The following is a 25689-nucleotide window of genomic DNA, read 5'->3' on the forward strand; positions in this document are numbered from 1 at the left end:
GCCTCGTGAAAAATCTCCTCCGCGCCCTGATCAGCCAAGGCATCGAAGCCTTGCGCGCCAATGGCACCCTGCCCGCCGACTCCCTGCCGCCGGACTTCGTGGTCGAGCGCCCGAAGACCCGCGACCACGGCGACTTCGCCACCAACGCCGCGATGCTGCTGGCCAAGGCCGCGCGCAGCAATCCGCGCGCACTGGCACAGGCATTGGTCGAGGCGCTGCCGCGCAGCGAGGACGTCAGCAAGGTCGAGATCGCCGGCCCCGGCTTCATCAACTTCCACCTGGCCCCGGCCGCGTACCAGCGCGAAGCCGCCTCGGTCATCAAGGAAGCCCACGACTACGGCCGCAATCTGTCCGGCAATGGCCGCACGGTGGGCGTGGAGTACGTATCAGCCAACCCGACCGGCCCGCTGCATGTCGGCCATGGCCGCGCGGCGGCGATCGGCGACTGCGTGGCGCGCGTGCTCGACGCCAACGGCTGGAACGCCAAGCGTGAGTTCTACTACAACGACGCCGGCGTGCAGATCGAGAACCTGGCGCTGTCCACCCAGGCGCGGATCAAGGGCATCGCGCCGGACCAGGACGGCTGGCCGGAAGGTGGCTACCGCGGCGAATACATCGCCGACGTCGCCCGCGCCTACATGGCCGGCGCCAGCGTCGACCTGGAAGGCAGCACCGTGGTCGGCGCCAAGGACCCGGACGACATGCAGGCGATCCGCCGGTTTGCGGTGGCCTACCTGCGCAACGAGCAGAACCTGGACCTGGCCGCGTTCGGCGTCGACTTCGACATCTATTTCCTGGAAAGCTCGCTGTACGCCGACGGCAAGGTAGCCGAAGCGGTGGCCAAGCTGCAGGCGTCGGGTCATACCTATGAAGAAGGTGGCGCGCTGTGGCTGCGCAGCACCGACTTCGGTGACGACAAGGACCGCGTGATGCGCAAGTCCGACGGCACCTTCACCTACTTCGTGCCGGACGTGGCCTACCACCTGTCCAAGTGGCAGCGCGGCTACGAGCGCGCGATCACCGAACTGGGTGCCGACCACCACGGCTCGCTGGCGCGCGTGCGCGCCGGCCTGCAGGCGATGGAAGTGGGCATTCCGCAGGGCTGGCCGGAATACGTGCTGCACCAGATGGTCACCGTCATGCGTGGCGGCGAGGAAGTGAAGCTGTCCAAGCGTGCCGGCAGCTACTTCACCCTGCGCGACCTGATCGAGGAAGCCGGCCGCGATGCCACCCGCTGGTTCCTGATCGCGCGCAAGCCCGATTCGCAGCTGACCTTCGACATCGACCTGGCCCGCCAGCAGAGCAACGACAACCCGGTGTTCTACGTGCAGTACGCGCACGCCCGCGTCTGCAGCCTGCTGCGCCAGGCGCAGGAGAAGGGCCTGGTGTACGAACAGGGCAACGGCCTGGCCAACCTCGGCCGCCTGGCCGACGACGCTTCGCTGCTGCTGATGAACGAGATCTCGCGGTACCCGGAAGTGGTGGAGGCGGCCGGCGTGGCGCTGGAACCGCATCTGGTGGCGCAGTACCTGCGTGAATTGGCGCACGCGTTCCACACGTGGTATCACGGGACGCCGGTGCTGGTGGATGACGCCGCCGACCGCAACGCCAAGCTGACCCTGGCCTGCGCCGCGCGCCAGGTGCTGGCCAACGGCCTCGAACTCCTGGGCGTCAGCGCCCCGGAAAAAATGTAAGCATCAGGAGACGCAGTACACATGGCAGCACGACGCGGCAAAAACCAGGCACGACGCAACAGCAGCAGCCAGGGAACACCCGGATGGGTGTGGCTGGTCGCTGGCGTGGCGATTGCAGCCGTGGTGTTCCTGGCGGCGCCGAACCTGTTCAAGGGCGAAGGCGATGGCTTCCTTCGCGCCGGTCCGCAGCCGAACCCGAACGCGCAGCCGGCCCCGGTCGCGGATGCCGACAGCGATGTTGGCGCCCAGCCGGCCGCGCAGCCGGCCACGCCGAAGCCGGCCGAACCGGAGAAGCCGGCCGCCACCCAGTACGACTTCTACACCCTGCTGCCGGGCAAGGAAGTTGAAATGTCCGACGCCGAACTGGCCGCCAGCGCGCGTGCCGAAGACCAGCGCCGGGCCAAGGCCGAAGCGCAGCGCGCGCAGGCGGCTTTGGAAGGCAAGCCGGTTCCGGCCGCCGCCGCTGCACCAGCACCAGCACCGACAGCAACCGCCAGCGTGGCCAGCACCGCACCGGTAACCGCCACCAGCCGTCCGCTGCCGGCACCGCTGAGCGAACGCCCGGCTGCGGCAACGCCTCCGGCCAGCACGCCGACGGCGTCGACCAGCGCCGCCGCCGCCACTCCGGCAGCGCGCGCGGAAACCCCGCCGACCGCGGCCAGTACCCCGGCCGCTGCTGCGCCGGCCGCCGCCGACAACGCCCGCTACATCCTGCAGGCGGGTGCGTTCGGTGCCTCCGGCGATGCCGAAGCGACCAAGGCCAAGCTGGCGATGATGGGCCTGGCGGCACGCGTGGAATCGGCGCAGATCAACGGCAAGACCGTGTACCGCGTGCGCATGGGGCCGTATGGCAGTGCCGGCGAGTTGTCCGAAGCCAAGCAGAAGCTGGACGGCACCGGCCTGCAGGCGATGGCGATCAAGGCGCAGTAAGCCTGCGGCTGTGAACGAAAAAGCCGGGCATTGCCCGGCTTTTTCGTTTCTGTAGAGCCGAGCCATGCTCGGCTGAATCCAGACGAAGCCGAGCATAGGCTCGGCTCTACAGGACCCGCGAAGCAGGTCAGCCTTCGCGGGCGACCTGGAAACCGGCGAAGGACTGGCTGACCGGCATCAGTTCAAGGCGATTGATGTTCAGGTGCGGCGGCAGGCTGGCTACCCAGAAGATCTGTTCGGCGATGTCTTCGGCGGTCATCGGGTTGGCGCCGGTATAGAGCTTGTCCGACGCCGCCTGGTCGCCATGGGTACGCACCACCGTGAACTCGGTTTCGGCCATGCCCGGCTCGATCGTGGTCACGCGCACGCCGGTGCCATGCAGGTCCGAACGCAGGCCCAGCGAGAACTGGCTGACGAAGGCCTTGGTACCACCGTAGGCGTTGCCGCCCGGATACGGGTAGACGCCGGCCACCGAGGAAATGTTGATGATCGCGCCCTTGCGCTCCACCAGCTGCGGCAGCAGGCGATGGGTCAGGGTCACCAGCGCGGTGATGTTGGTGTCGATCATCGTGATCCAGTCCGACAGCCTGGCGCTCTGTGCCGGCGCGGTGCCCTGCGCCAGGCCGGCATTGTTGACCAGCAGATCGATCTCGCCGAAGGCCGGCGGCAGTGCCAGCAACGCGGCTTCCATCGCCACCGGATCGCGGATGTCGAAGGCAGCCGCGTGCACCACGTCCTTGCCGTAGCGCTCGACCAGCGGCTGCAGGCGTTCACCGCGGCGGCCGGTGGCGATCACCTTCCAGCCCGCCTGGGCGAAGCGGTGGACGGCGGCGGCGCCGAAGCCGGACGTGGCGCCGGTAATCAGGACAGTGCGGGTCATCAGGCAACTCCAGGGGGGGAAAACCGGACGCCCATTCTGGCACCGTCGGCCGGCCCCTGCGTTGCCGATGCCGGCTGACCACGCCCGAGGCGTGCGCGGCTCAGCGCACGCGGAATACCCGGGCCTTGGGCAGGTCTTCGTCGACCTGCAAGAACCAGCGCCCGGAAATTCCTGGAACAACGGCGATCTGCGGCGACTGCAGCACCTTGCGCAGCTTCATCTGCCCCTTCATCACCTGCCATTGCTGGCCGTTATCAAGGGTGAACAGCGTGCCGGGCTGCCAGCCTGCGACCTCTCCGACCACGCGTGCATTGACCGGTCCTTCTTCCAGGCCCAAGTGCATTGCTGCCGGTGCCGGCACATTGGCAGGCAGCGGCGCAGCGGCGGGGGCCACCGCTGCCGTCGGCCCGGTGGCCGCGCGCTCGGCCTCGCGCAGTACCCGGTTCAGTGCCTGCAACTGCGCCGGACTGAGCCCGACCTCGGCCAGTTGGGATGCACTGAGGCGCCGCTCGACGGGTACGAAGCGGTCCTGGGCGAAGGCAGCGAAGCTGCTGGCGAGCAGCAGTGCGGAAAACAGATACCGGCGCATGCAAGGGTCCCAGCGAACGAGTGCCCACGATGCTGCAGTTCGATGACAATCCGGTGACACGCCAGGGGCCGCTACAATTGGGCCATGATCAACAACGATGTCCTGCGCAGCGTGCGCTACTCCCTGGACCTGGGCGACCACCACGTGGTGACCCTGTGCCAGATGGCCGACCCGGCCTTCGCCGTGGATCCCGAGCAGGTCAAGGCCTGGCTGCGCCGCGAGGACGAAGCCGGTTTCGAGGCGATGAGCGACAGCGCGCTGGCGCACTTCCTCGATGGCCTGATCGTGCACCTGCGCGGTCGCGACGAGAGCCAGCCGCAGCGTGCGGTGGAAACCCGCATCGACAACAACCTGGTGCTGAAGAAGCTGCGCGTGGCGTTCCAGCTGCGCGACGTCGATCTGATGGAGATCTTCGCCAGCGCCGGTTTCAACGTGTCCAAGTCGGAAGTGGGCGCGCTGTTCCGCCAGCCCGGCCACACCAACTACCGGCGTTGCCTGGACCAGATGCTGCGCAATTTCCTCAAGGGCCTGAGCCTGCGCCTGCGCGGCTGAGCACGGCCTCGACGAACACCCGCGCCGCCGGTGTCGGCAGCCGCTGCCAGACCAGGTGCACGCGGCGGGTCGGGGTCGGCTGCAGCGGAATCCGCACCACGCCTTCAAAGCCTTCGGCGATCAACGCCGGCACGATGCCGACCGCCAGCCCATGGCGGACGAAGCGTTCGACCAGCTCCATCAGATTGACCTCGAAACGCACGGTGTGCGGCAGGCCAGCGGCGGCGAAGGCATCGTCGGTCTGCCGCCGCGCACCAGTGCCGCGCGGGAAGTCGACCAGCGCCTCGTCCTGCAATTCGGTCAATGGCAGCCGCTTGCGCCGGGCCAAGCGGTGCGACGGCGCCAGCACCGCCACCAGGTCTTCTTCCTGCAGCATCTGGTGGCAGACCCCGTCCAGGCCGGCCGAGGGTGACAACCCGACCAGCGCCACATCCAGGTCGCGCGACTGCACCTGCGCGATCAGGTCCTCGCTCTTGTCCACCCGCAATTGGAATTCCACCTGCGGGTGCACCTGCTGGAAGGCGGCCAGCATCGCCACCACGTCGATGCCGGTCAGCGAGGAAATCTGCCCGATCGCCAGCAGCCCGCGCACCTCGCCACTCACCGCCGCCACGTCGGCACGCAGATGGCGCAGGCTGGCCAAGGCCTGCCGCGCATGCACCAGCATGGCCTCACCGGCGGCGGTGGCCCGCACCTGGCGCGGCAGGCGTTCAAACAGCGGCGTGCCCAGTTCCTGCTCCAGTGCGGCGATCTGGTGGCTGAGTGCAGACTGCACCACATGGCAGCGTTCGGCGGCGCGGGTGAAGTTGCCTTCCTCGGCCAGGGCGACGGCAAACTCGAGCTGCTTGAGGTTCACCCTGCTATCTCGTTTCCAGATGACAGGGATGATGATGATTCATTTCCATCATCGCTGCAGCAGGCGGACACTGTGCACCCCGCTTCTCTGGAACACCGCGTGAGTCAGTCCCTCCCCCCTCTGCACCGCTGGCAGGTGCTGCTGATGTCGGTGGCTACCGGCGTGGCCGTGGCCAGCAACTACTATGCGCAGCCGCTGCTGCACACCATTGCCGATGCCTTCGGTGTGCCGTTCGGCCAGGTTGGCATGGTGGTTACTGCCGCACAGCTGAGCTATGCCGCCGGACTGATCCTGCTGGTGCCACTGGGAGACCTGTTCGAACGCCGCCGCCTGATCGTGGTAATGAGCCTGCTGTCGGCGGGCGGGTTGGTGATCAGTGCCTGTGCGCCGTCGCTGACCTGGCTGCTGGTGGGCACCGCGATCACCGGCCTGTTCTCGGTGGTGGCCCAGGTGCTGGTGCCGTTCGCCGCCACGCTGGCGGCGCCCGAGCATCGTGGTCGCGTGGTCGGCACGTTGATGAGTGGCCTGCTGCTGGGCATCCTGCTGGCACGTACCGTGGCCGGCCTGCTTTCCAGCCTGGGCGACTGGCGCCTGGTGTACGCGATCGCCGCCGGCACCCTGGTACTGACCGCGCTGGCACTGCAGCGCGGCCTGCCGCGCTTCCACCACAGCGCCGGCCTTGGCTACTTCGCGTTGCTGCGCTCGATCGGTGTGCTGTTCGTACAGGAACCCGTGCTGCGCCAGCGCACGCTGCTTGGCGCCTGCAGCTTCGCCATGTTCGCGATCTTCTGGACGCCACTGGCGTTCCTGCTGGCACAACCGCCCTACGCCTACAGCGACGCCACCATCGGCCTTTTCGGACTGGTCGGCGCCGCCGGCACGCTGGCGGCTGGCCTGGCCGGCCGCATGTCCGACCGCGGGCAGACCGGCCGCGCCACCGCCATCGCGCTGGCGCTGTTGCTGCTCTCGTGGCTGCCACTGGGGCTGTCGGCACACTCGCTGCTGGCGCTGCTGGTCGGCGTAGTGGTGCTGGACCTGGCCGCGCAGCTGCTGCACGTCAGCAACCAGAACCTGATCTATGCACTGCAACCAGCCGCACGCAACCGCCTCAATGCCGGCTACATGACCGGCTACTTCATCGGCGGTTCGCTGGGGTCGCTGCTGTCGGCGCAGGTCTACCAGCGCTTTGGCTGGACCGGCGTCTGCGTGGCCGGTGCTGCGGTGGCCGTGCTGGCCCTGCTGCTGTGGCTGCCCGGCGCGCTGCGCGCGCGCCAGGCCTCGGTGGCCAGCTAGAAACTGCCCTGCAGTGCCAGCTCCCAACGCCCCCCGGCGTTGCCCGGAAACAGGCGCTTGGCCGCGCTGTCGGTGTCATGCACGGTGGCGCGCAGTTCCCATGCCGGGGTCAGCGAGGCGACGGCACTGAGCTGGCCATGCAGGTAATCCGGGCCCTGCGCGGTGGCCAGCCAGTACTGGCCCACCGCCGCTTCCAGGCGGAAGCGTTCACGCAGCGGCACCCGTACGCCGAGCTGGGCATAGGTGCCGCGATGGCCACCGGCCAGCGCGTCGCTGGAATGCGCGACCTGCAGCCAGGCACGCTGCTTCCAGGTCACGGTGGTATTGAGTTCGGTCCAGTCCAGCGCGCGGCCGGTGCCCGGATACATGTAGCGGGTCAGGTTGGCATCCAGTGTCCAGTCCGGGGCCAGCGCACCGGACCAGCCCGCCACCAGGTCGAACTCGCTGCGCGCGCCGTTGTCCGGCTTGAACGAAACGTTGGAGCCCCACACGCTGGCGTACCAACCCGATGGAATAGAAACCTTCGCGCCCGCCTGCACCGCCGGGTCGCCGTCGCTCTGCGAGCTGCCACGCCACACGTAGTCACTGGTCAACGCCGCACTGCCACTGACCTGCACCTGTGCCTGCGCGCTGCCGATCCCGAGCAGCCCTGCCAGGGCGGCCACCACCGCCGCCATCATCCCCTTGCTGTTCACTGCACTGTGTTCCTCGTCGAAGGCGGTCACGCCGCCGGGAACGCAGTGTCGAGGCGGTGGCCGTAACGGATCGAGGGTGCTGCCGGGCCCGTGGCGCAAATTCGGCGTAAATCCCGTGGATCGGGGCCACATGCCAGCAGCGCGGTATCATGGCGCCCTGTTTCCAGGAACCAACCGCGTGGACGCCATCCTGACCCCGGTATCGATCGGCGAGCTGATCGACAAGATCACCATTCTCGAGATCAAGGCCGAGCGCATCGACGATGCAGCCAAGCTGAGCAACGTGCGCACCGAGCTGGACGGCCTGCTGCCGTTGCTGCAGCAGCAGCTGCAGGCACAGCCGGCGCTGGCCGCGTTGAAGCAGCAGCTGAAGGCGATCAACGAGCGCATGTGGGACATCCAGGACCAGCTGCGCGACAAGGAAGCGGCCCAGGTGTTCGACGATGCCTTCATCCAGCTGGCACGCGGTGTCTATGGCACCAATGGCGAGCGCGTGCAGGTGAAGAACGAGATCAACCGCGTGGCCGGTTCGGCGCTGGTGGAAGAGAAACAGTACCAGGGCGAGTAAGCCCGCTCATCCGCATTCGAGCAGGTGCCGGATGCGGAACAGCTCACCATCGCTGTGGATGCCCAGCTTCTCGTAGGCGGTCCGCTTCTGCGTGCTGACCGTACTGGCCGTGCGCCCGAAGCGCCGCGCCACCTCCCCGGTGGTGCAGCCCTGCAGGACCAGCCGGAGCACCTCGCGCTCGCGTCGGCTCAAGGGCGTGAGCACCGGCGCCGGTGTGCGCCGCATGCGCGATCGGCTCAACTGCGTGCGCAACTCCGGGGGCACGAAGCGGCCGCCACGCGCCAGTACGTCAACTGCGCGCCGCAGCATCTCCGGCGTGGTTCCCTTGGACAGAAAGCCGCGCGCGCCGGCCTGCATCGCCATGGTCACCGTGCTGGCATTGCAGTGCGCAGACAGCACCAGCACCGGCAGCAGCGGCCAGCGCCGCGACAACAGCCGCAACAGGGCCAGGCCCTGTTCGGGTCCGCACGGCGCCAGCAGGTCGATCAGCAACAGGTCGATGCCATCCGGCTGGCGCTGCAGCAGATCGAGCAGATCACCTTCGCGGGTGAAGCTGCCACAGACCTGCACGCCACCGTGCTGGCAAAGCACCACCTCCACCCCCAGGCGCAGCACGGGATGCGGCGCCAGCATTGCCAGGCGGCGGGGCCGATCGAGGGGCCGATCGAGGGGCAGAGCGGGAACGGCAGGCGGCATCACATGGATCCGACGGTACGAAGTGCCCACCGTAGGCCCGCGCCGGGAGCAGCGGAATCCAATTTATTGCAACGCAGCAGTGGCCCCGGAATATGCTCAGCTGCGGTTTCGGGTCGTCAAAACGCAACAGGCCCGGCATAAGCCGGGCCTGTCGAGGCATCGTCAGCGCGCAGGCGCGCCGAGGTAGCTATTACCAGCTGAAACGCGGGCCGACGGTGTATTCCTTGTCGCCGTCGCGGTTCATCTTCAGCTCGCCATTGATGCCCCAGTTCTGGTTCAGCTTGACCTGGCCACCCAGGCGACCGTACCACTGGCCTTCCGGATTGATGCCGTGCTTCTTCGAGAAATCTTCGTAGCCGACCATGCCGTAGACTTCGGCGTGGGCACCGAAGGCGGTGCGGATACCCGCTTCAGCGCTGTAGCCGTTGAAGTCCAGGCCGTGCTTCTGGTCGCGCTTCTGGTAAGCAACGCGGGCAACGAAGTCGGTGGTCGGGGCGATTTCAACGTTGTAGCCGGCGCCGATCTTCCACTGGTCCAGCTTGATGTTGGTGTGGTCGATTTCCTGGCGGCTGTACTCACCGAAAGCGTGGAAGTTCGGCAGGAAGCCGTACGAACCCTTCACGCCCCAGCCGTCGGCCTTGAACGCGTCGATATCGGTCTTGGCGTAGTCGGCTTCGGCGTAGTTGTACGACAGGTTCTCAGCAGCCGAGGCGGTGAACGGCAGGGCAGCGGCCAGGGCCAGAGCAATCAGCGAATTCTTCATGGGGGTACACCTTTTACTTTCTTATGGTGTGCAGCAGCGCCAGGGCGCCATCGCATCGGGAATGTAAATTCTCCGTTATTCGCCACAACGCTCCCTGAAAACAGCGTTCTTCGCATTGCTGAATTTTTTGGCTTGATTCAGGCTGTCTCTGGCATACGCGCGCGGCGCGCGTGCATTTGTGGTTCGTCACCGACTGCAACAGGAGGTTGCCTTGCACGTTTCCGATCCGCTGCTGATGCCTGTTCGCGCCGCCCTCCTGGCCTGCGCCTCCCTGTTTCCGATCCATGCTGCGCACGCGCTGCAGGCGGCTGACTACCAGCGCGCCGAACGCGTGCATGACAGTCATCTGCGCGGTGCGCTGCGCAATGCATCGGTCCTGCCCCAGTGGCTGGCCGATGGGCGCTTCTGGTACGAACGCGAAGACACACAGGGCCGGCGCCAGGCGATACTGGTCGATCCAATCCAGGCTACGCGCCAGATCCTGTTCGAACCCGATGCGCTGGACGCCGCAGTTGCACCTCTGGGTGCCAGCGGGCCACGCCTGCGCTTGAACAACGTGCAGGTACTGGATGATGGCCTGCGCCTGCAGTTCAACGGCGAGGCGGAGATCAACTGCCAATGGCCACGCCTGCAGTGCACGGCCGCACAACAGGCGTTGCCGCCGGCTGATGCACTGCCGTCGCCCGGCGGTGATGCCTGGCTGCAGGTACGCGACCACAACCTGTGGCTGCAGCGCTCTGGAGCGGCGCCGCAGCGACTGACCCAGGGCGGTGAAGCTGGGCATGGCTATGGCGTACTGCCGGACTTCACCCTGCGCGGCATTCCACGCCGTCTGGGCCGGATGCCGGCACGACCGTTTGCGGTGAGCTGGTCACCCGATGGCCGTTACGCAGCCGGCATCCGCTACGACGAGCGCGCGCTGCAGGACTATCCCTATCTGGAAAGCAGCCCGACCCACAGCGCGCGGCCGCGCGTGCATACCGTGAAGCTGGGGGTACTGGGCGATGCACAGCAGGTATGCGACAGCCTGTATGTGATCGATATCCCCAGCGGCAGGCAGCATGACATCGCGCTGCCCGAGGGCTGGAACACGCTCAGTGAGGCCGGCATCCTGGGTTGGGACGGCGATCGGTTGTATGCCGTGATCGCGCACTTCGGCACGCCGCGCAGGCTGCGCCTGGTGGAGATCGATGCCAACAGCGGTGCATTGCGCACGGTTGTGGAAGAAGCCAGCGACACTCGCCTCCAGCTCAACGTGTATTCCTACAACCGGCCAGCGGTGGCCATCCTGCCCGGGCAGGACACCGCCGTGTGGTTCTCGCAGCGCGATGGCTGGGGCCATCTGTACCGGGTGCGCCTGTCCGATGGCAAGGTGCTGCGCCAGCTCACCCGCGGCAAATGGGTGGTGCGCGACCTGCTGGGTGTGGACGCTGCGGGTGGCTGGGCGTACTTCAGCGCCGGTGGCGTCGACGGTGGCGACCCCTACGTGCGCGGCCTGTACCGGGTATCGCTGCAGGGCGGTCCGATCCAGCGCCTGGCCGCCGATGGCAACGACCACATGGCCGATGCCGGTACCGGCGCGCTGTTCGGGGGGCGCGCTCCCCAGGCGCTGTCGCCTGGCGGTGGGTATCTGGTGGATACCGTTTCCCGTCTCGACCAGCCACCACGCACCGTGCTGCGGGCCAGCGATGACGGACGTGAAGTGATGGTGCTGGAAACAGCCGATGACAGCGCGATCGTTGCTGCCGGCTGGCGCGCACCACGGCGCGAACGGCTGCTGGCCGCCGATGGACGCACGCCGATCTTCGCCACCGTCTACCTGCCCCGCGACTATCGCGATGATGGCAGCTTCCCGGTGATCGACGCGATGTACGGTGGTTCCTTCATCAGCAATGCGCCGGTGACCTACGCCGAGGCGGTGTCTGCCCTGAATCCGGTATCCCGCGCCAGCCTGGCCGAACTCGGCTTCATGGTGGTCAGCATCGATGCGCGCGGCACCGGTGGCCGCAACAAGGCGTTCCATGACAGCAGCTTCCTGCGCGCCGCCGATGTGCAGCTGGATGACCATGTGGCTGCGCTGCGCCAGCTGGGCGAACGCTACCCGGGCATCGACCTGGAGCGGGTCGGCATCTACGGGCATTCGTTCGGCGGCTATAGTGCAGCGCGCGCCCTGCTGCGCTATCCCACGTTCTACAAGGTGGGCGTGGCCTCGGCTGGCAGCCACAATTTCCAGGGTATGTACGGCGGCGCCCTGCACGGCATGGACCGGCTGTTCGGTGGGGTGCTGCCGGCCACGCCCACTGCCGAAGGCGTGCCGGCGCCCTTTGCCGGGCTCGACAATGCGGCACTGGCCGGCAACCTGCGCGGGCATCTGCTGCTGGTCTATGGCGAACTGGACGAGAACGCGCCACCGGCGCTGACCCTGCAGCTGGCCGCCGCCCTGAACAAGGCCCAGCGCAGCTACGACCTGCTGTACCTGGCCCGGCAGGACCACGAACTGTTCCGCAACGACGCCACCTACACGCACCGCATGTGGGACTACTTCGTGCGCCACCTGGCCGGCCAGCAGCCACCGGATACGGTGCTGGCGCCGCTGCCCGGTGGCCCGGGCTGAACAGGCGCACACAGGGTGTCGATCCACGACGCCCTGGTTCGTCGGGTACTTGAAGGCCGTGCATGCGGCACGGTCCATCCGGAGGCAGGCAATGAGCTACATCGATGGTTTCGTCCTGGCGGTGCCCACCGCCAACAAGGAGAAGTTCCTCGCCCACGCACGCACAGGAGATCCCGTTTTCATCGAATACGGCGCGCTGCGCGTGGTCGAGTGCTGGGGCGATGACGTGCCGCACGGCAAGACCACCGACTTCTTCGGCGCAGTGAAAGCCACGCCGGACGAGACGGTGGTGTTTTCCTGGATCGAATGGCCGGACAAGCCGACCCGCGACGCCGGCATGAAGAAGATGATGGAAGACCCGCGGTTTGATCCTGCGAAGAATCCGATGCCGTTCGACGGCGCGCGGATGATCTACGGCGGCTTCGTGCCGCTCTACGAGCTGACGCGCTGAACCGGGCGGACGTGCTCAGCGCGCGTCCGTTTCATCGCTGGCAGACGCATGGCCGGCGCCCAGAGCGGCGCCGGCGCCGAGGCCGACACCCCCCATGCCAGCGCCCATTCCGCCACCGCCACCTCCTCCACCCGCACGACCGCCCTTGGCATCGCCCTCGTTGCGGCCCTTGCCGCCGCCACTGGCGCCACCCGGCCGGGTCGGCCCCTGCGGCGGTATCTGCAGGTCGGCCGGAATCGGCGCCAGATCCAGCGCTTCGCGCACGAAGTCGCGCAGCGAGACCACCAGTTCGTGGGTATGTACCGGCCGCCCCTGTGCCAGTTCATTGGCGGCACGCGCGGCCAGCCGCACCTGTTCGTCGGTGCCCAGCAGCAGGATGTCCGACAACGCCGCTTCAACGGCATCACGGATGCGGCGCGCGCGATCCGAACGGGGCTCGGCGATGCCCTCGGCATCCTCGCGCTGGCGCAGGTCACGGCGATGGCTGGGATCCACACCCAGTTCGCCGGTGAACGAACCGCCCAGGGTCTTGTAGGCCGCCATCAGCGTGCGCAGCCGTTCGTTGATCTGCCGGTTCTCGCGCTCGCGGCGCTGTTGCAGGGTCTGCATCACCAGCAGGCGGATGCCCACGCCGAGCAGGGTGATCAGGACCAGGCCGGCCAAGGTGGACAGCACGCCCTGCCAGGAACTGAAGTCGATACCACGCATGCCCGGGGCTCCGGCGGGAACAACCTGCATCTTGCCCCAGACCGCGTCCCAGAAACGCGAAAGGCCCCACCACCCGGGGGGTGGCAGGGCCTTCGGTCACGGCGCGATTACTTGCGCTTGGCGACCTTGCGCACGGCCTTCTTGGCCGGAGCCTTCTTGGCGGCGACCTTCTTCAGCGGCGCAGCCTTCTTGGCGACCGTCTTGCGGGTGGCGGCAACCTTCTTGCCAACTGCCTTCTTGGCAACGGCGGTCTTCTTGCCGACAACCTTCTTGGCAGCGGCGGTCTTCTTGCCGACGGCCTTCTTGGCGACAGCAGCCTTCTTGCCCACAACCTTCTTGGCGGCAGCGGTCTTCCTGGTGGCGACCTTCTTGGTGGCGGCAACCTTCTTGCCGACAACCTTCTTCGCAGCCACGGCCTTCTTGCCAGCGACCTTCTTGGCGGCGACGGTCTTCTTGGCCACGGCCTTCCTGGCGGTAGCGACCTTCTTGCCGACAACCTTCTTGGCGGCCGCGGTCTTCTTGGCAACGGTCTTCTTCGCGACGGCAGCCTTCTTGGTGGCGGCCTTCTTCACGGTAGCGACCTTCTTGCCGGCAGCCTTGGTGGCGGCCTTGGTGGTCTTCTTGGCAGCGGCGGCCTTCTTGGTCACAGCCTTGCCTGCAGCTGCCTTCTTCTTGGCCACTTCCTTCTTCAGGGCAGCGGCTTCGGCCTTGGCGTTCTTCTTGGCGGCTTCCAGCTTCTTCTTGGCGTTGGCAACAGTCTTGCCGACCGACTTGGCTGCCTTCTCGGCCTTCTTGGCAACGGTCTTCTCGACCTTGGCCACGGCCTTCTTGGCCTTGGCAACGCGGGTACCGGCAGCCTTGGTGGCGCGCTTGACGGTCTTCTTGACCGACTTCACTGCGTCTTCGGCAGCGTGGGCGATGGTCTCGCCAACGTTGGTGGCGGTTTCTTTGACGTTCTCGACGGCGTCGGTCACGACCGACACACCATTACCGTTGCTCATGTTGCCCTCCTGGGGGCCTTAAGTATCAAAACGGGGCGATGCTATACCGACATTGACGATCGTGGAACGGGGCATGCACCAGCAATCGCATCTGCTGCGACGGCAATGGTGTAGCCGGGCACCCTCGCGAGCACAGTGGGTTGACAGGAAACCCCTTTTTTTCAGTGCTGCGCCGCACGATCCGGGTAGCGGCAGGTGCTGCCTGCGTGCACCAGTCCGAATACAGCGAAAGGCATGCGATATGGCGCATCGCGGCACCAGGATGCGCAGAACTGCGCAAGTATCGGCCTGTATCCACTTGCGCTTCGGCAGACGTCGGCACGTTGAGAAGCACGCCCGATGTTGTCGGTACCGCCCCACAGATGGCGATGCCGACCTGCGTTCCGGGCGCCGGGTTTTCATGGCGCATTTATCCAGATCGCGACACACTCATTCAGCTTGTTTTACCGTAGGGCCGAACCGCCCCCACCCACGCCAGCGAACCGACTCCCATGCGACCGCTTCCCACCCTGCTCACGCTCGCAATCGCCGCCGCCTTCGGTGGCTTCGTTGCCACCGGCATCAATGCCCACCTGGACAACCGTGCCGATGCCGCGCCGCTGCCAGCGGTGCTGCCGACCACGGCGGCATTGCCCGCCTCGGTAGCCGGACAGGCGGTGCCGTCGCTGGCACCGATGCTGGAGAAGGCGATGCCGGCAGTGGTCAGCGTCAACACCAAGCAGGTGGTGCGCGTGCGCAACCCCTTCTTCAACGACCCGTTCTTCCGCCGCCTGTTCCCGGACATCCCGCAGGAACGCATCAACGAATCGCTGGGCTCGGGCGTGATCATCGACGCCAAGGAGGGCCTGGTGCTGACCAACCACCATGTCATCGACAACGCCGATGACGTACAGGTGACACTGGCCGACGGGCGCACGGTCAAGGCCGAATTCCTCGGTTCGGACCGCGATACCGACATCGCGCTGATCCGCATTCCGGCGCAGAACCTGACCGACATCAAGCTCGGCAACAGCGACCAGCTGCGCGTGGGCGACTTCGTGGTGGCCATCGGCAATCCGTTCGGCTTCAGCCAGACGGTCACCTCGGGCATCGTCTCGGCGGTGGGCCGCAGCGGTATCCGCGGGCTGGGCTACCAGAACTTCATCCAGACCGATGCGTCGATCAACCCGGGCAACTCGGGTGGCGCACTGGTCGATCTGCAGGGCCAGCTGGTCGGCATCAATACCGCCAGCTTCAACCCGCAGGGCAGCATGGCCGGCAACATCGGCCTGGGCCTGGCGATTCCCTCCAACCTGGCACGCAGCGTGGTCGACCAGCTGGTCAAGCACGGCGTGGTGGTGCGCGGCACGCTGGGCGTGGAAAGCCAGAACCTGACCGCGCAGATCGCGCAGGGCCTGGGCCTGGGCGAAACCCGCGGTGCGCTGATCACGCGCGTGCTGGCCGGTTCGGCCGCCGCCGCAGCCGGGCTGAAGCCGGGCGACGTGGTGGTCTCGGCCAACGGCCAACGCGTGGACAGCGCCGAAGCCCTGCACAACGTGGAAGGCCTGGCCGCGGTCGGCAGTGCATTGACGCTGGACGTGCGCCGCGAGGGCAAGCCGCTGCAGATCAAGGCAACGTTGAAGGAACAGGCGCGCGCGGTCACCGGCGAGAGCCTGGACCCGCGCCTGACCGGGGCCATCTTCGTCGACCTGCCCGAGTCATTGCGCCAGTCCGGTGTCGGCGGCGTGCTGGTCAGCGAGGTCAAGCGCGGCAGCCGCGCGGCCAGCAACGGCCTGCAGCAGGGCGACATCATCACCGATGCCACGGTGGGCGAATTCGCCGACCTGGCCAGCTGGCGCGCCAACTTCCAGCAGCGCCCGCCGACCCTGGTGATACGCGTGCTGCGCAACAATGGCCAGCAGCAGGGCCAGCTCGTGATGCGCTGATCGCCCTGCCGTAACACCCCCTATACCCCGGCAATGCTATTGCTGTCAGTCCAGGTCGGCACCGCCGACACCCGTTCCCCCATCGCAACAGGAGTGATTCGATGAGCCCCACCAATACCGAGAACCTGAAGGAACACCTGGGTGAAGCCGGTTCCCACCTGAAGCAGGCCGCGTCGGCCGCCGGCGGTGCGATCAAGGGTGCAACCGGCGCAGCCGGCGACGAACTGCGTATCGGCAAGGCCAACGTCAAGGCTGAACTGTCCGACAGCGCACTGTCCGGCCTGGCCGCCGCCGAGTTCGGTGGTGCCGCCGCCAAGGAGCAGGTGGATGCGCTGATGGACAAGGGCAAGGACCTGATCGACAGCGCCGCGGAGCTGATCCGTGAACGTCCGCTGGCCTCGTTCGGTGTTGCCTTCGCTGCCGGCTGGATCATCGCCAAGCTGGCCCGCGGCAGCAGCGACAAGTAAGCCGCGGCGTGAGCGAAGACAACGCGCAAGCCCCTGATCCAGCGGCTACCCCGCCGCTGGATGAGAGCATCCGCCAGGTCGGTGCGGCCGGTCGTGCCGCTGCCGATTCGGCCAAGCACACGCTGCGCTCGCTGCGCCGGTTGGCCTCGGCCGACTTCGCGATGGCACGCAGTGCGTTCGGTCGTGCACTGGCCTGGGCCGGCGTGGCGATCGTGTTTGGTGCCTCGGCCTGGCTGCTGATGGCCGCCACCCTCATCGCCCTGCTGCAGAGCTGGGGCCTGAGCTGGCTGCAGGCCCTGCTGATCACCTCGCTGCTGAGCCTGGCCGTCACCGGTTATGCGATCTGGCGGGTGTCCTACTTCTTCCACCACACCGGCATGCACGCTACCCGGCGCCAGCTGTCACGCCTGGGCCTGTTCGACGAACCCAGCGAAGACGATCCCGATGCCGAGGTGCAGCTGCCCGAGGGCAAGCCATGAAGTTCGGCGCGCTGCAACGGCGGGTGAAACGCTGCGAACAGGTGGTGACCGTGCGTCTGGGCGAGACCCAGGACCACTGGTCCACGCTCAGCGACGTCTGGCGAAAAGGCTGGTCGCCGCTGCGCATCGTGGTGGTCGGCCTGGCCGGTGGCTTCATCGCCGGCAAGCTGGAAGTGCCGGGCAAGGTCAACGGTGCCCGCTGGCTGCAGATGGTGGGCTCGGTCTCGAACCTGTTCGCCAGTGCACAGGCGGCGTTCGCCACGGCGATGGCGGCGCAGGCCGCAGCCACCGCCGACGACGCGGCCGAAGAAGCCGACGAGGCCAGCGAACAGGCACAGGCGGCGGCCTCCGCTGCCGAAGCACGTCCGGCACCGGCACCACGCTCCGTGCCGGAGCCAGGACCGGAACCGGACCTGCGCGGACCGCGTCCGGCCGAAGCGGCCACCGAGCTGTCCGAACGTTGAACCATGGAATCCGCCGCGCCGATCGCGGCCGGCGGATAATGCGCTCCCCTTCCCGGTTGGTGCGTCGATGAGCGAGTCCCTCCTGTCCCCGTCACCGGCCGGCCCCGAACAGCCCGACGTTCCGCTGCCGCCCGCATCGCGCCCGCGCGGACCGATGTCGCTGGTGGTGCTGGCCCCCCTGGCGGTGGGCTACACCCTGTGGGCGGCACAGGACATCATCCTGCCGGTGCTGCTGGCGATGTTCTTCGCGCTGGTCGGCAATCCGATCCTGCGCCTGCTGCAGAAGCTGTGGATTCCACGCGCACTCGGCGCACTGCTGATCCTCGGCGCCGGCCTGGGCGTGACCGGTTCGCTGGCGGTGCAGCTGATCGGCCCGGCCATGGAATGGGCGCAGGAAGCACCACAGCAGCTGCGCAAGGTCGCCCGCCAGGTGCAGGACCTGACCAAACCGGTGCAGCAGGCCAACCAGGCGGCGGAAAACTTCGCCCGCGTGGCCGGTGGTGACAGCAACCACAAGGTGCAGGTGATCCGCACCCAGATGGACGACCCCTATCGCATGCTGACCCGCGCGCCGCGGCTGGCCGCCTCGGTGCTGGCGGTGGTGCTGCTCACGCTGTTCTTCATGATCTATGGGCAGAGCCTGCAGCGCGCGGCCATCGCCCTGTTCCCGAACCGCCAGCAGCAGCGATTCACCAGTGACATCCTGCGCTCGATCGAGCGCGAGGTTTCGCGCTATGTGCTGACCATCAGCGTGATCAATACGCTGGTCGGATTGGTGTTCGCTGGCGTGCTGATGCTGCTCGGCATCGGCCTGCAGGAGGCGCTGCTGTGGGGCACGGTAGCGGCATTGCTGAATTTCGCCCCGTATGTCGGCCCCCTGATCGGCGTAGCACTGATGCTGCTGATGGGCTTCGTTGAATTCCGCGACCCACTGCAGGCCCTGCTGCCGGCCGCCGCCTACCTGGGCCTGCACACCCTGGAAGGGCAGATGGTGACCCCGATCGTGCTGGGCCGTCGCATGAAGCTGTCGCCACTGGTACTGATCCTGGCGCTGATGGTGTTCGGCTGGGCCTGGGGCATGATCGGGCTGCTGCTGGCGGTGCCGTTGCTGGTATGCATCAAGCTGGTGCTGGCACGCCTGGACGGCATGCAGGGCTGGGCACGGCTGCTGGAATAACGGCATCAGTAAATGAAGGACGCCGATGGCGGAACCCGAAACAGGAATGAAGTGGCAGACTATGGCCCCCTTTTCGGATGGATCCGTTCGGATGATCTCTTTCGCCACCCGTTGCGTTGCCCTGGCCTGCCTTGCCGCTCCCGCGCTCGCCGCTGCACCCCCGACTGCCGACCAGGCACGCACCCAGCTTGCCGACGCGGTAACCTGCAAGCGGCACCTCACGCCCAAGCAGTTCGACGCCATGGCCCGGCTGCTGGCACCGGCCCCGGCGCGGGCGCAGAACGGCGAATCCAGCGGCGAGTTCCGGTTGACCACGCCGCTGATGGTGCTGGGCCAGCCCGTGAACCGTCTGCAGTCGTATGACGGCGACAGCGGCGAGGACGGCATCGACAGTTTCACTGCGTACTTCAGCTCAGCGAGCGTCGAACAGATCGCGGCACTGGCGAAGATGTCCGACCCGGTGGCGGGCACCTATACGAAGGAAGTGGGCCGGCACAACCTGGACGTGCAGCAGTTCGACGGCCAGACCACCATCGCCTGCTCGTACAACCTGCGCTGACCCCGTCCTGCCCCAGCGCCCCCCGCCCGCCGCGCCGCATGAAAGCCCGCGCGGGCAGGGGTAGAATGGCGGGGTGAATTTCCCCGTCCAAGCCATCACCCTCGACCTTGACGACACGCTGTGGCCGTTCGCTCCGATCGGCGCCCGCATCGACCTGGTCCTGCACGAGTGGATGCGTGAAAACAGCCCCGCCACGGCCGAGATGTATCCGGTGGCGGCAATGCGCGAACTGCGCGAGCGCCTGTACCACGCCCATCCGCACCTCCATCACGACCTGAGCGCACTGCGCCGGCTGACCCTGCACGAAGCGCTGCACACCAGTGGCGCCAGCCTGGATCTGCTGGAGCCGGCGTATGAAGTGTTCTTCGCCGCGCGCAATCAGGTCGAGTGCTACCCCGATGCGATCGACGCGCTGGCGCGGATTGCCGCGCGGGTACCGGTCGCAGCGCTGAGCAACGGCAATGCCGATCTGGAGCGGATCGGCCTGGCCCATCATTTCGCCTTCCAGCTGGGCGCGCGCGAGCACGGCGCGGCCAAGCCGGAGGCGAGCATCTTCCACGCCGCCTGCACCCGACTGGGTGTGGCACCGGCACAGGTACTGCACGTCGGCGACCACGCCGACATGGACGTGGCCGGGGCGATCGCCGCCGGCCTGCGCGGCTGCTGGATCAACCGCGACGCAGCCACCTGGACCCATCCGCAGCTGCAGCCGGACCTGCAGTTCGACACCCTTACCGGCCTGGCCGACTGGTTGGACGCCAACCTCGACGCTGCCGCATCCCGGAGTACCTGACGCATGAGCGAGATCACTGGTTTCACTGCCGATACCGCCGCAGCACTGCCGCTGTACGTGCTGGACCGCGAGCAGTTCGCGGCCTGGAAGGACGGCCAGCCGGCTGCCACCCAGGCATGGCTGGCGTCGCAGGGCTTCACCGCCGGTGCCTTCACCACGGCGTTGCTGCCCGGCGCCGATGGCCTGGCCGGAGCGGTGATCGGTGTCGGTGATCGTGCCGATGCCTACAGCTATTCGCATGCCCCGCATGCCCTGCCGGAAGGCAGCGTGTGGCAGCTGGCCAGCGAACTGCCGGCCGCCGAACTGGCGCTGCTGCAGCTGGGCTGGGGCCTGGGCAGCTACCGCTTCGACCGCTATCGCAAGCGCCACCGTGCGCCGGCGCGCCTGGTGGCCGAGCCGACCGGCGAAGTGGCTGACCTGATCGCCGCCAGCCTGCGCGTGCGTGACTGGGTCAACACCCCGACCGAAGACATGGGTCCGCAGCAGCTGGAAGACGCCGCGCGCGCGCTGGCCGACGCGCACGGCGCGCAGGTCGAGGCGATTACCGGCGACGAACTGCTGAAGCAGAACTTCCCGGCCATCCACGCGGTGGGCCGCGCCTCGCACCGCTCACCGCGCCTGGTCGTGCTGCGCTGGGGCAAGGACACCGATCCGGCACTGGTGCTGGTCGGCAAGGGCGTGTGCTTCGATACCGGCGGCCTGGACATCAAGCCGGCCGACGGCATGCGCAACATGAAGAAGGACATGGGCGGCGCCGCGCACGCACTGGCCCTGGCCGGCCTGGTGATGGCACGCGGGCTGCCGGTACGCCTGACCCTGCTGGTGCCGGCGGTGGAAAACGCGATCGGTCCGGACGCCTTCCGCCCGGGCGAAGTGATCGCCACCCGCAAGGGCCTGAGCGTGGAGATCGACAACACCGACGCCGAAGGCCGCGTGATCCTGTGCGACGCGCTCACCTTCGCCAGCGAGCAGAAACCCGACCTGGTGCTGGACTTTGCCACCCTCACCGGCGCCGCGCGCATCGCGCTGGGCCCGGATCTGCCGGCGCTCTTCAGCAATGACGACAATGTGGCGCAGCAGTGGCTGCAGGCCGGTGATGCGACCCGCGACCCGGTCTGGCGCATGCCGCTGTGGCGCCCTTACCTGCGTTACCTGAGCAGCGGCATCGCCGATCTGGCCAACGCCGGCTCGCGCATGGCCGGCTCGGTCACCGCCGCGCTGTACCTGGAGCGCTTCCTGGAAGACGGCCAGCGCTGGGCGCATCTGGATGTGTATGCCTGGAACGACGGTGAGCGCCCGGGCCGTCCGGCCGGTGGCGAAGCGCTGGCGCTGCGCTCGGCGTGGGCGATGCTGAAGGCGCGTTACAGCTGATCGGGTGGGTGCCGACCTTGGTCGGCACGCCGTCCCGGCAATCTTGACGAAAATTTGAATACCGGGCCTGGAAGGGTTCTGCGAGGATGTGTGGGTCGACCACCCACACGTTCCGTGAAGGCAGGACTCCGACCATGTCGCTCTTCCGCTACACCCGCGCTGGCCAGACGCCGGGCGCACCACGCAAACATTCGCCGCTGCCCTGGATCGCACTGATCGCGCTCATTCTGGGTGCGGTCGCGCTGGCCTTCGCCTGGCTGGCCGGATGGATCGGCGACCGCCTGACCGCGCAACGCTTCACCGACACCATCGAGGCCACCGGCCCGGCCCATCCAGGCTTCCGACGCGCGCACAGCAAGGGCGTCTGCGTGAACGGCTGGTTCGAACCGAGCGCGCAGGCCCCTACCCTGTCCAGCGCCCGCGTGTTCTCGCAGCGCCGCGTACCGGTGATGGGCCGCCTGTCGATCGGCGGCGGCGACCCCTACGGCGCCGACAACACCGCACGCGTGCGCAGCCTGGCGGTGCAGATGGTCAGCGATGACGGCCAGGAATGGCGGATGGCGATGAACAGCTTCCCGTTCTTCGCCGTGCCCGATGCCGAGGCGTTCTACGCGCAGACACGCGCCTCCATTCCGGACCCCGCCACCGGCAAGCCCGACCCGCAGAAGATGGCTGCAGTGCTGGCGAAGTACCCCAGTGCACAGGCGTTCCAGCAGTGGGCCAAGACGGCACCGTGGACCAGCAGCTGGGCCGACACCACCTTCAACAGCGTCAACAGCTTCTGGTTCACCAACGCGCAGGGCCAGAAGCGTGCCGTGCGCTGGCGCTGGCAGCCACAGGCGCCGGTGGTGGAGATGGATGCGGAAACGCGCAAGCAGGCCAGTGTCGATTTCCTCAGCCAGGAACTGCAGCAGCGCCTGGCCAGCGGCCCGGTACGCTGGAACCTGGTCGTGACCACCGCCGAGCCCGGTGATGCCATTGATGATCCGTCGGTGCCGTGGCCCGAGTCGCGTGATCAGGTGGTGGCCGGCGTACTCAGCCTGGACCGCATGCAGTCGCAGGAACAAGGTGCGTGCGGCCAGATCAACTTCGATCCGCTGATCCTGCCCAGTGGCGTGCGCGGCAGTGATGATCCGATCCTGGCCGCCCGCTCGGCGGTGTATTCGCAGTCCTTCAACCGTCGGGAACGCGAGCGCGCCAGCGGCAATGTCGAGCAACCGAAGGAGGCCGCACGATGAACACCGGCAACGGCCACTTCAACCTGCTGGCGCGGGTGCTGCACTGGTCCATGGCGCTGATGATCATCGCCATGCTGTTCGTCGGCGTGACCATGGTCGCCTCGTTGCATCTGCGGCCGATGCTGATCGATCTGCACCGCCCACTGGGTATCGCCATCGGCGTACTGGTGCTGCTGCGCCTGTACAACCGCCTGCGCCACCGCCCGCCGCCGCTGCCTTCCGACCTGCCCGCCTGGCAGGTGCTGGCAGCAAAGGCCTCGCACTGGATGTTGTACGCGCTGATGCTGGCGATGCCGCTGATCGGCTGGGCGATGCTGTCGGCCGGCGGCTACCCGATCGTGCTGTGGGGTGGCCTGCACCTGCCGCCGATCGTGCCGCACACTCCGGCGCTGTATGCCGCGTTGCGCAATGCGCACAGCCTGCTGGCGTATGTGTTGTTCGCCACGGTGCTGATGCACGTGGGTGCGGCGCTGTTCCACCTGTGGGTGCGGCGCGATGGCGTGTTCCAGGCGATGGCGCGCGGGAAGGATTGATCGGGTTCGCCGGGCGTTCCCGGCGGATCGTTTCCGCGACTGCGGTGGGGTGTCACTTTTCTTTTCGCGCGAAAAGAAAAGTAACCAAAAGAAACGCGCCGCCAGAGCGCGAGCCGGTGCTGCGCACCGGTGCCCTGTGCTTCTCGGTGAATCAGGGGACGGCGCCGAACTCGCTACGCTCAAACACCGGCGCCTCTTCGCCCCTGATTCCCCTGCGATGCTCGGCTCGCTCAAGGCGGACCCAACATCAAGAGCGACAGCTGCACCCAGTAGATCCACGCCATGCGTGGATGCTGTTGCCGTTGATCTTGACCTTCCAGTCCGCCTTGAGCGAGCCGAGCACCGCAGGTCCGGCGAGGGCGAAGAGGCGCGGGTGTCTGAGCGCAGCGAGTTCCCGCGCCGCCCCTCGACGGACCGAGGAGCGCAGGGCACCGGCGTGCGAAGCACGCCGGCTCGCGGCCGGCGGAGCGTTTCTTTGGTTACTTTCTTTGCGCGCAAAGAAAGTGACACCCCTCCGCAGGCGCGGGAATGATCCGCCGGGCATCGCCCGACGCTACCAGTGTGTCGGCGCACGCCGCTACAACCACCCCTTCTGCCGCGCCAGCCGGTACGCCTCGATCCGGTTGGCCACACCCAGCTTGCCGATGCACTCGGACAGGTAATTGCGCACCGTACCGTGCGACAGCCCCAGCTGCTCGGCAATCTCGCTGGCGGTACGGCCTTCGCCGGCCAGCCGCAGCACGCGGCGCTCGCGGTCGGTCAGTGGGTCGGCCTGCGACCAGGCATCGAGTGCCAGTTGCGGGTCGATCGCACGGATACCCTGCTTCACCTTGCGCAGTGCATCGGCCAGGTTCTCCGCCGGTGCGTCCTTCAACAGGTACCCCAGCACGCCCGCTTCCAGCGCGCGGCGCAGGAAACCGGCGCGGGCGAAGGTGGTCACGATCACCACCTTGATCGGCAGCTCATGGCGGGCGATGCGCTGTGCCAGCTCCAGCCCGGACAGGCCCGGCATCTCGATGTCGGTCACCAGGATGTCCGGCTGCAGCTGCTGCAGCATGCGCCAGGCAGCCTCACCGTCGGCGGCGCTGCCCAGCACCTCGATATCCGGCTCCAGGCTCAGCAGTGCCGACAACGCGCCACGCACCATCGCCTGGTCTTCGGCCAGCAGGATGCGGATCATGCAGCACCATCCTGAGCCAGTGACGCTGGCGACAGCGGCGTGGTCGCGGCCACCAGTGGCACGCGCACGGTCACTACCGTGCCCTCTCCGCGCGGCGACTGCAGTGACAACTGTCCACCCAGCGCCATCGCCCGTTCGCGCATGCCGCACAATCCATTGCCTTCGGCCTGTACGCCGCCACGGCCATCGTCGCGGATCTGCATCGCCAGCATTCGTCCTTCCAGCATGAATTCCACCCGCGCCTGGGTCGCCTGCGCGTGGCGCACGATATTGGTTGCCGCCTCGCGCAGCACCAGCGCCAGTCCGCGCTCCACGTCCACCGGCATCGGCGGTGGAGGCGCGTACTGCAGGTGCACCTGCTGGCATTCCAGCAGCAGGCGCGCCGAGGCCAGTTCGCCGGCCAGGTCACTGGCGCGGATGCCGGTGACCGCACTGCGTACCTGGGCCAGCGCTTCGCGGGCGATGTCCTCGGCTTCGCCGATCTCCTGCCGCGCACGGGCATCGCCACGGTCGTGCAGCTTGCGCGCCAGCTCCAGCTTCAACGTGATCAAAGACAGGGTATGGCCGAGCAGATCATGCAGATCGCGGCCGATGCGCTCGCGCTCGGCGGTGGTGGCCAGCCGCCGTACTTCCTCCTGCGAAAGCTGCAATGCGGCATCCTTTTCCTTGTTCACCGTCTCCACGTTCACCACCATGCCGATGATGAACGACACCGCCGGCACCCAGACCAGGCTCTGCCACGGGTAGTGCGCAAGGTAGGCCACCAGGTAGAACACCGCGTTGAGTACGACCAGCAGCAACAGATAACGCCACCAGCTGCTGCGACCGCAGACCCGCAGCATCACGCAGCCGAAAATGAAGTAGCTGATGCCCGATGGGTACCAGGGCACCAGCACGATCGCCAGCGCGGTCATCGCCAGTGCATAGCGGGGCGCATGGTGCCGCGGCGACAGCAGCAGGCGCGCATACAACAGCAGGAACAACGGATAGCTGGCCAGGGTGAACCACAGCCAGCGCAGCGTGTACCCCCCTGAAAACAGCGGCGTCATGAACACCCATACCGTCCACAGCAGGTGGATGGCATCGGCCCAGGCCGGCTTGCCGCGGCGCAGGTTGTCGGCCACCGCCGAATCCGGTGCGGGGCGCAGCAGGGACGCAAACCAGCTCGACGACACGGGGTGATCCAGGCGGGGACGATCGCTGCCGATCATGC

At 67.4% G+C, this 25689-nt stretch carries 27 protein-coding genes; 17 read left to right on the forward strand and 10 right to left on the reverse strand.

Annotated elements, in window-relative coordinates:
* Positions 1 to 5 precede the first annotated feature (5 nt).
* Both argS and N5D20_RS19655 read left to right on the forward strand, forming a co-directional pair.
* Complete coding sequence (argS, locus tag N5D20_RS19650; protein WP_010486900.1) at positions 6 to 1694, forward strand: arginine--tRNA ligase; 1689 nt, start codon at positions 6 to 8, stop codon at positions 1692 to 1694.
* Positions 1695 to 1715: 21 nt separating this feature from the next.
* The gene (locus tag N5D20_RS19655; RefSeq protein WP_279914931.1) at positions 1716 to 2624 is read left to right on the forward strand and encodes an SPOR domain-containing protein; all 909 of its coding nucleotides are present in this window, start codon (positions 1716 to 1718) and stop codon (positions 2622 to 2624) included.
* A gap of 127 nt (positions 2625 to 2751) precedes the next feature.
* Here the strand turns inward: N5D20_RS19655 and N5D20_RS19660 are convergent, their stop codons facing one another.
* Entirely contained in the window at positions 2752 to 3504 is a 753-nt protein-coding gene (locus N5D20_RS19660) for an SDR family NAD(P)-dependent oxidoreductase (protein WP_010486904.1), read from the reverse strand.
* Positions 3505 to 3604: 100 nt separating this feature from the next.
* The gene (locus N5D20_RS19665) at positions 3605 to 4093 is read right to left on the reverse strand and encodes a hypothetical protein (RefSeq protein ID WP_019337644.1); all 489 of its coding nucleotides are present in this window, start codon (positions 4091 to 4093) and stop codon (positions 3605 to 3607) included.
* A gap of 84 nt (positions 4094 to 4177) precedes the next feature.
* Between N5D20_RS19665 and N5D20_RS19670 the strand changes: the two genes are divergently transcribed.
* On the forward strand, positions 4178 to 4645 hold the full coding sequence (locus N5D20_RS19670; protein WP_005411992.1) for a DUF1456 family protein: 468 nt from the start codon (positions 4178 to 4180) through the stop codon (positions 4643 to 4645).
* On the opposite strand, the gene N5D20_RS19675 is transcribed toward N5D20_RS19670, so the two are convergent.
* The gene (locus tag N5D20_RS19675; RefSeq protein WP_019337642.1) at positions 4614 to 5501 is read right to left on the reverse strand and encodes a LysR family transcriptional regulator; all 888 of its coding nucleotides are present in this window, start codon (positions 5499 to 5501) and stop codon (positions 4614 to 4616) included. The genes N5D20_RS19670 and N5D20_RS19675 overlap by 32 nt on opposite strands.
* Positions 5502 to 5645: 144 nt before the next feature.
* On the opposite strand from N5D20_RS19675, the gene N5D20_RS19680 reads away from it, so the two are divergent.
* The gene (locus N5D20_RS19680) at positions 5646 to 6794 is read left to right on the forward strand and encodes an MFS transporter (RefSeq protein WP_329837460.1); all 1149 of its coding nucleotides are present in this window, start codon (positions 5646 to 5648) and stop codon (positions 6792 to 6794) included.
* On the opposite strand, the gene N5D20_RS19685 is transcribed toward N5D20_RS19680, so the two are convergent.
* The gene (locus tag N5D20_RS19685) at positions 6791 to 7489 is read right to left on the reverse strand and encodes a TorF family putative porin (RefSeq protein WP_049455514.1); all 699 of its coding nucleotides are present in this window, start codon (positions 7487 to 7489) and stop codon (positions 6791 to 6793) included. The genes N5D20_RS19680 and N5D20_RS19685 overlap by 4 nt on opposite strands.
* Positions 7490 to 7667: 178 nt before the next feature.
* Here N5D20_RS19685 and N5D20_RS19690 point away from each other — a divergent pair, with 178 nt between their 5' ends.
* Positions 7668 to 8057: a DUF6165 family protein gene (locus N5D20_RS19690; RefSeq protein WP_080398841.1), complete on the forward strand. Its 390-nt coding sequence runs from the start codon at positions 7668 to 7670 to the stop codon at positions 8055 to 8057.
* Positions 8058 to 8063: 6 nt separating this feature from the next.
* On the opposite strand, the gene N5D20_RS19695 is transcribed toward N5D20_RS19690, so the two are convergent.
* Together N5D20_RS19695 and N5D20_RS19700 are read right to left on the reverse strand one after the other, a co-directional pair.
* Positions 8064 to 8753: a response regulator transcription factor gene (locus N5D20_RS19695; RefSeq protein WP_019337639.1), complete on the reverse strand. Its 690-nt coding sequence runs from the start codon at positions 8751 to 8753 to the stop codon at positions 8064 to 8066.
* Between the two features lie 190 nt (positions 8754 to 8943).
* Positions 8944 to 9516, reverse strand: a complete 573-nt coding sequence (locus tag N5D20_RS19700; protein WP_010486919.1) for an Ax21 family protein — start codon at positions 9514 to 9516, stop codon at positions 8944 to 8946.
* A gap of 211 nt (positions 9517 to 9727) precedes the next feature.
* On the opposite strand from N5D20_RS19700, the gene N5D20_RS19705 reads away from it, so the two are divergent.
* Complete coding sequence (locus tag N5D20_RS19705) at positions 9728 to 12130, forward strand: DPP IV N-terminal domain-containing protein (protein WP_248854228.1); 2403 nt, start codon at positions 9728 to 9730, stop codon at positions 12128 to 12130.
* 91 nt (positions 12131 to 12221) lie between these two features.
* On the forward strand, positions 12222 to 12581 hold the full coding sequence (locus N5D20_RS19710) for a DUF1428 domain-containing protein (RefSeq protein WP_049455507.1): 360 nt from the start codon (positions 12222 to 12224) through the stop codon (positions 12579 to 12581).
* Positions 12582 to 12596: 15 nt separating this feature from the next.
* Here N5D20_RS19710 and N5D20_RS19715 read toward each other — a convergent pair whose 3' ends face one another.
* Both N5D20_RS19715 and N5D20_RS19720 read right to left on the reverse strand, forming a co-directional pair.
* The gene (locus N5D20_RS19715; protein ID WP_010486925.1) at positions 12597 to 13289 is read right to left on the reverse strand and encodes a hypothetical protein; all 693 of its coding nucleotides are present in this window, start codon (positions 13287 to 13289) and stop codon (positions 12597 to 12599) included.
* Positions 13290 to 13396: 107 nt separating this feature from the next.
* On the reverse strand, positions 13397 to 14290 hold the full coding sequence (locus N5D20_RS19720; protein WP_049412131.1) for a hypothetical protein: 894 nt from the start codon (positions 14288 to 14290) through the stop codon (positions 13397 to 13399).
* Between the two features lie 491 nt (positions 14291 to 14781).
* Between N5D20_RS19720 and N5D20_RS19725 the strand changes: the two genes are divergently transcribed.
* From N5D20_RS19725 to N5D20_RS19770, 10 genes are all read left to right on the forward strand, one after another.
* A complete protein-coding gene (locus N5D20_RS19725; protein WP_279914924.1) occupies positions 14782 to 16215 on the forward strand; it encodes a Do family serine endopeptidase in 1434 nt (477 codons plus the stop codon).
* A gap of 101 nt (positions 16216 to 16316) precedes the next feature.
* Positions 16317 to 16682 (forward strand): hypothetical protein, encoded by a 366-nt coding sequence (locus N5D20_RS19730; protein ID WP_032128158.1) that lies wholly within the window; start codon positions 16317 to 16319, stop codon positions 16680 to 16682.
* A gap of 8 nt (positions 16683 to 16690) precedes the next feature.
* The gene (locus N5D20_RS19735; RefSeq protein WP_010486934.1) at positions 16691 to 17161 is read left to right on the forward strand and encodes a phage holin family protein; all 471 of its coding nucleotides are present in this window, start codon (positions 16691 to 16693) and stop codon (positions 17159 to 17161) included.
* Entirely contained in the window at positions 17158 to 17625 is a 468-nt protein-coding gene (locus N5D20_RS19740) for a hypothetical protein (protein WP_019337636.1), read from the forward strand. Before N5D20_RS19735 ends, N5D20_RS19740 begins: the two co-directional genes overlap by 4 nt.
* A gap of 67 nt (positions 17626 to 17692) precedes the next feature.
* The gene (locus N5D20_RS19745) at positions 17693 to 18802 is read left to right on the forward strand and encodes an AI-2E family transporter (RefSeq protein ID WP_279914923.1); all 1110 of its coding nucleotides are present in this window, start codon (positions 17693 to 17695) and stop codon (positions 18800 to 18802) included.
* A 91-nt stretch (positions 18803 to 18893) separates the two neighbouring features.
* Positions 18894 to 19361 carry a hypothetical protein gene (locus N5D20_RS19750; RefSeq protein WP_010486940.1) on the forward strand — a complete coding sequence of 156 codons (468 nt, stop codon included), beginning with the start codon at positions 18894 to 18896 and terminating at the stop codon, positions 19359 to 19361.
* 73 nt (positions 19362 to 19434) lie between these two features.
* On the forward strand, positions 19435 to 20154 hold the full coding sequence (locus N5D20_RS19755; protein WP_029550770.1) for an HAD-IA family hydrolase: 720 nt from the start codon (positions 19435 to 19437) through the stop codon (positions 20152 to 20154).
* A gap of 3 nt (positions 20155 to 20157) precedes the next feature.
* Positions 20158 to 21525: a M17 family metallopeptidase gene (locus tag N5D20_RS19760; RefSeq protein WP_279914922.1), complete on the forward strand. Its 1368-nt coding sequence runs from the start codon at positions 20158 to 20160 to the stop codon at positions 21523 to 21525.
* A 134-nt stretch (positions 21526 to 21659) separates the two neighbouring features.
* Positions 21660 to 22763, forward strand: a complete 1104-nt coding sequence (locus N5D20_RS19765) for a catalase family peroxidase (protein ID WP_010486947.1) — start codon at positions 21660 to 21662, stop codon at positions 22761 to 22763.
* Positions 22760 to 23296: a cytochrome b gene (locus N5D20_RS19770; protein WP_043401779.1), complete on the forward strand. Its 537-nt coding sequence runs from the start codon at positions 22760 to 22762 to the stop codon at positions 23294 to 23296. Before N5D20_RS19765 ends, N5D20_RS19770 begins: the two co-directional genes overlap by 4 nt.
* A 577-nt stretch (positions 23297 to 23873) precedes the next feature.
* Here the strand turns inward: N5D20_RS19770 and N5D20_RS19775 are convergent.
* Positions 23874 to 24476, reverse strand: coding sequence for a response regulator transcription factor (locus tag N5D20_RS19775; RefSeq protein ID WP_049480028.1), 603 nt, complete (start codon positions 24474 to 24476; stop codon positions 23874 to 23876).
* Positions 24473 to 25687: a sensor histidine kinase gene (locus tag N5D20_RS19780; protein ID WP_053442391.1), complete on the reverse strand. Its 1215-nt coding sequence runs from the start codon at positions 25685 to 25687 to the stop codon at positions 24473 to 24475. Before N5D20_RS19780 ends, N5D20_RS19775 begins: the two co-directional genes overlap by 4 nt.
* Positions 25688 to 25689: the final 2 nt, after the last annotated feature.

It is taken from the genome of Stenotrophomonas sp. GD03877, assembly GCF_029840555.1.
Lineage (GTDB): Bacteria > Pseudomonadota > Gammaproteobacteria > Xanthomonadales > Xanthomonadaceae > Stenotrophomonas > Stenotrophomonas geniculata.

Bases quoted from the DNA above. Each gene is read 5' to 3' on its own strand.
- N5D20_RS19765 (WP_010486947.1), top strand. From the start codon at position 21,660: ATGTCGCTCTTCCGCTACACCCGCGCTGGCCAGACGCCGGGCGCACCA.
- N5D20_RS19720 (WP_049412131.1), bottom strand. From the start codon at position 14,290: ATGAGCAACGGTAATGGTGTGTCGGTCGTGACCGACGCCGTCGAGAAC.
- N5D20_RS19730 (WP_032128158.1), top strand. From the start codon at position 16,317: ATGAGCCCCACCAATACCGAGAACCTGAAGGAACACCTGGGTGAAGCC.
- N5D20_RS19750 (WP_010486940.1), top strand. From the start codon at position 18,894: ATGATCTCTTTCGCCACCCGTTGCGTTGCCCTGGCCTGCCTTGCCGCT.
- N5D20_RS19655 (WP_279914931.1), top strand. From the start codon at position 1,716: ATGGCAGCACGACGCGGCAAAAACCAGGCACGACGCAACAGCAGCAGC.
- N5D20_RS19725 (WP_279914924.1), top strand. From the start codon at position 14,782: ATGCGACCGCTTCCCACCCTGCTCACGCTCGCAATCGCCGCCGCCTTC.
- N5D20_RS19740 (WP_019337636.1), top strand. From the start codon at position 17,158: ATGAAGTTCGGCGCGCTGCAACGGCGGGTGAAACGCTGCGAACAGGTG.
- N5D20_RS19680 (WP_329837460.1), top strand. From the start codon at position 5,646: ATGTCGGTGGCTACCGGCGTGGCCGTGGCCAGCAACTACTATGCGCAG.
- N5D20_RS19660 (WP_010486904.1), bottom strand. From the start codon at position 3,504: ATGACCCGCACTGTCCTGATTACCGGCGCCACGTCCGGCTTCGGCGCC.
- N5D20_RS19700 (WP_010486919.1), bottom strand. From the start codon at position 9,516: ATGAAGAATTCGCTGATTGCTCTGGCCCTGGCCGCTGCCCTGCCGTTC.
- N5D20_RS19695 (WP_019337639.1), bottom strand. From the start codon at position 8,753: ATGCCGCCTGCCGTTCCCGCTCTGCCCCTCGATCGGCCCCTCGATCGG.
- N5D20_RS19775 (WP_049480028.1), bottom strand. From the start codon at position 24,476: ATGATCCGCATCCTGCTGGCCGAAGACCAGGCGATGGTGCGTGGCGCG.
- N5D20_RS19665 (WP_019337644.1), bottom strand. From the start codon at position 4,093: ATGCGCCGGTATCTGTTTTCCGCACTGCTGCTCGCCAGCAGCTTCGCT.
- N5D20_RS19715 (WP_010486925.1), bottom strand. From the start codon at position 13,289: ATGCGTGGTATCGACTTCAGTTCCTGGCAGGGCGTGCTGTCCACCTTG.
- N5D20_RS19770 (WP_043401779.1), top strand. From the start codon at position 22,760: ATGAACACCGGCAACGGCCACTTCAACCTGCTGGCGCGGGTGCTGCAC.
- N5D20_RS19710 (WP_049455507.1), top strand. From the start codon at position 12,222: ATGAGCTACATCGATGGTTTCGTCCTGGCGGTGCCCACCGCCAACAAG.
- N5D20_RS19780 (WP_053442391.1), bottom strand. From the start codon at position 25,687: ATGATCGGCAGCGATCGTCCCCGCCTGGATCACCCCGTGTCGTCGAGC.
- N5D20_RS19760 (WP_279914922.1), top strand. From the start codon at position 20,158: ATGAGCGAGATCACTGGTTTCACTGCCGATACCGCCGCAGCACTGCCG.
- N5D20_RS19670 (WP_005411992.1), top strand. From the start codon at position 4,178: ATGATCAACAACGATGTCCTGCGCAGCGTGCGCTACTCCCTGGACCTG.
- N5D20_RS19745 (WP_279914923.1), top strand. From the start codon at position 17,693: ATGAGCGAGTCCCTCCTGTCCCCGTCACCGGCCGGCCCCGAACAGCCC.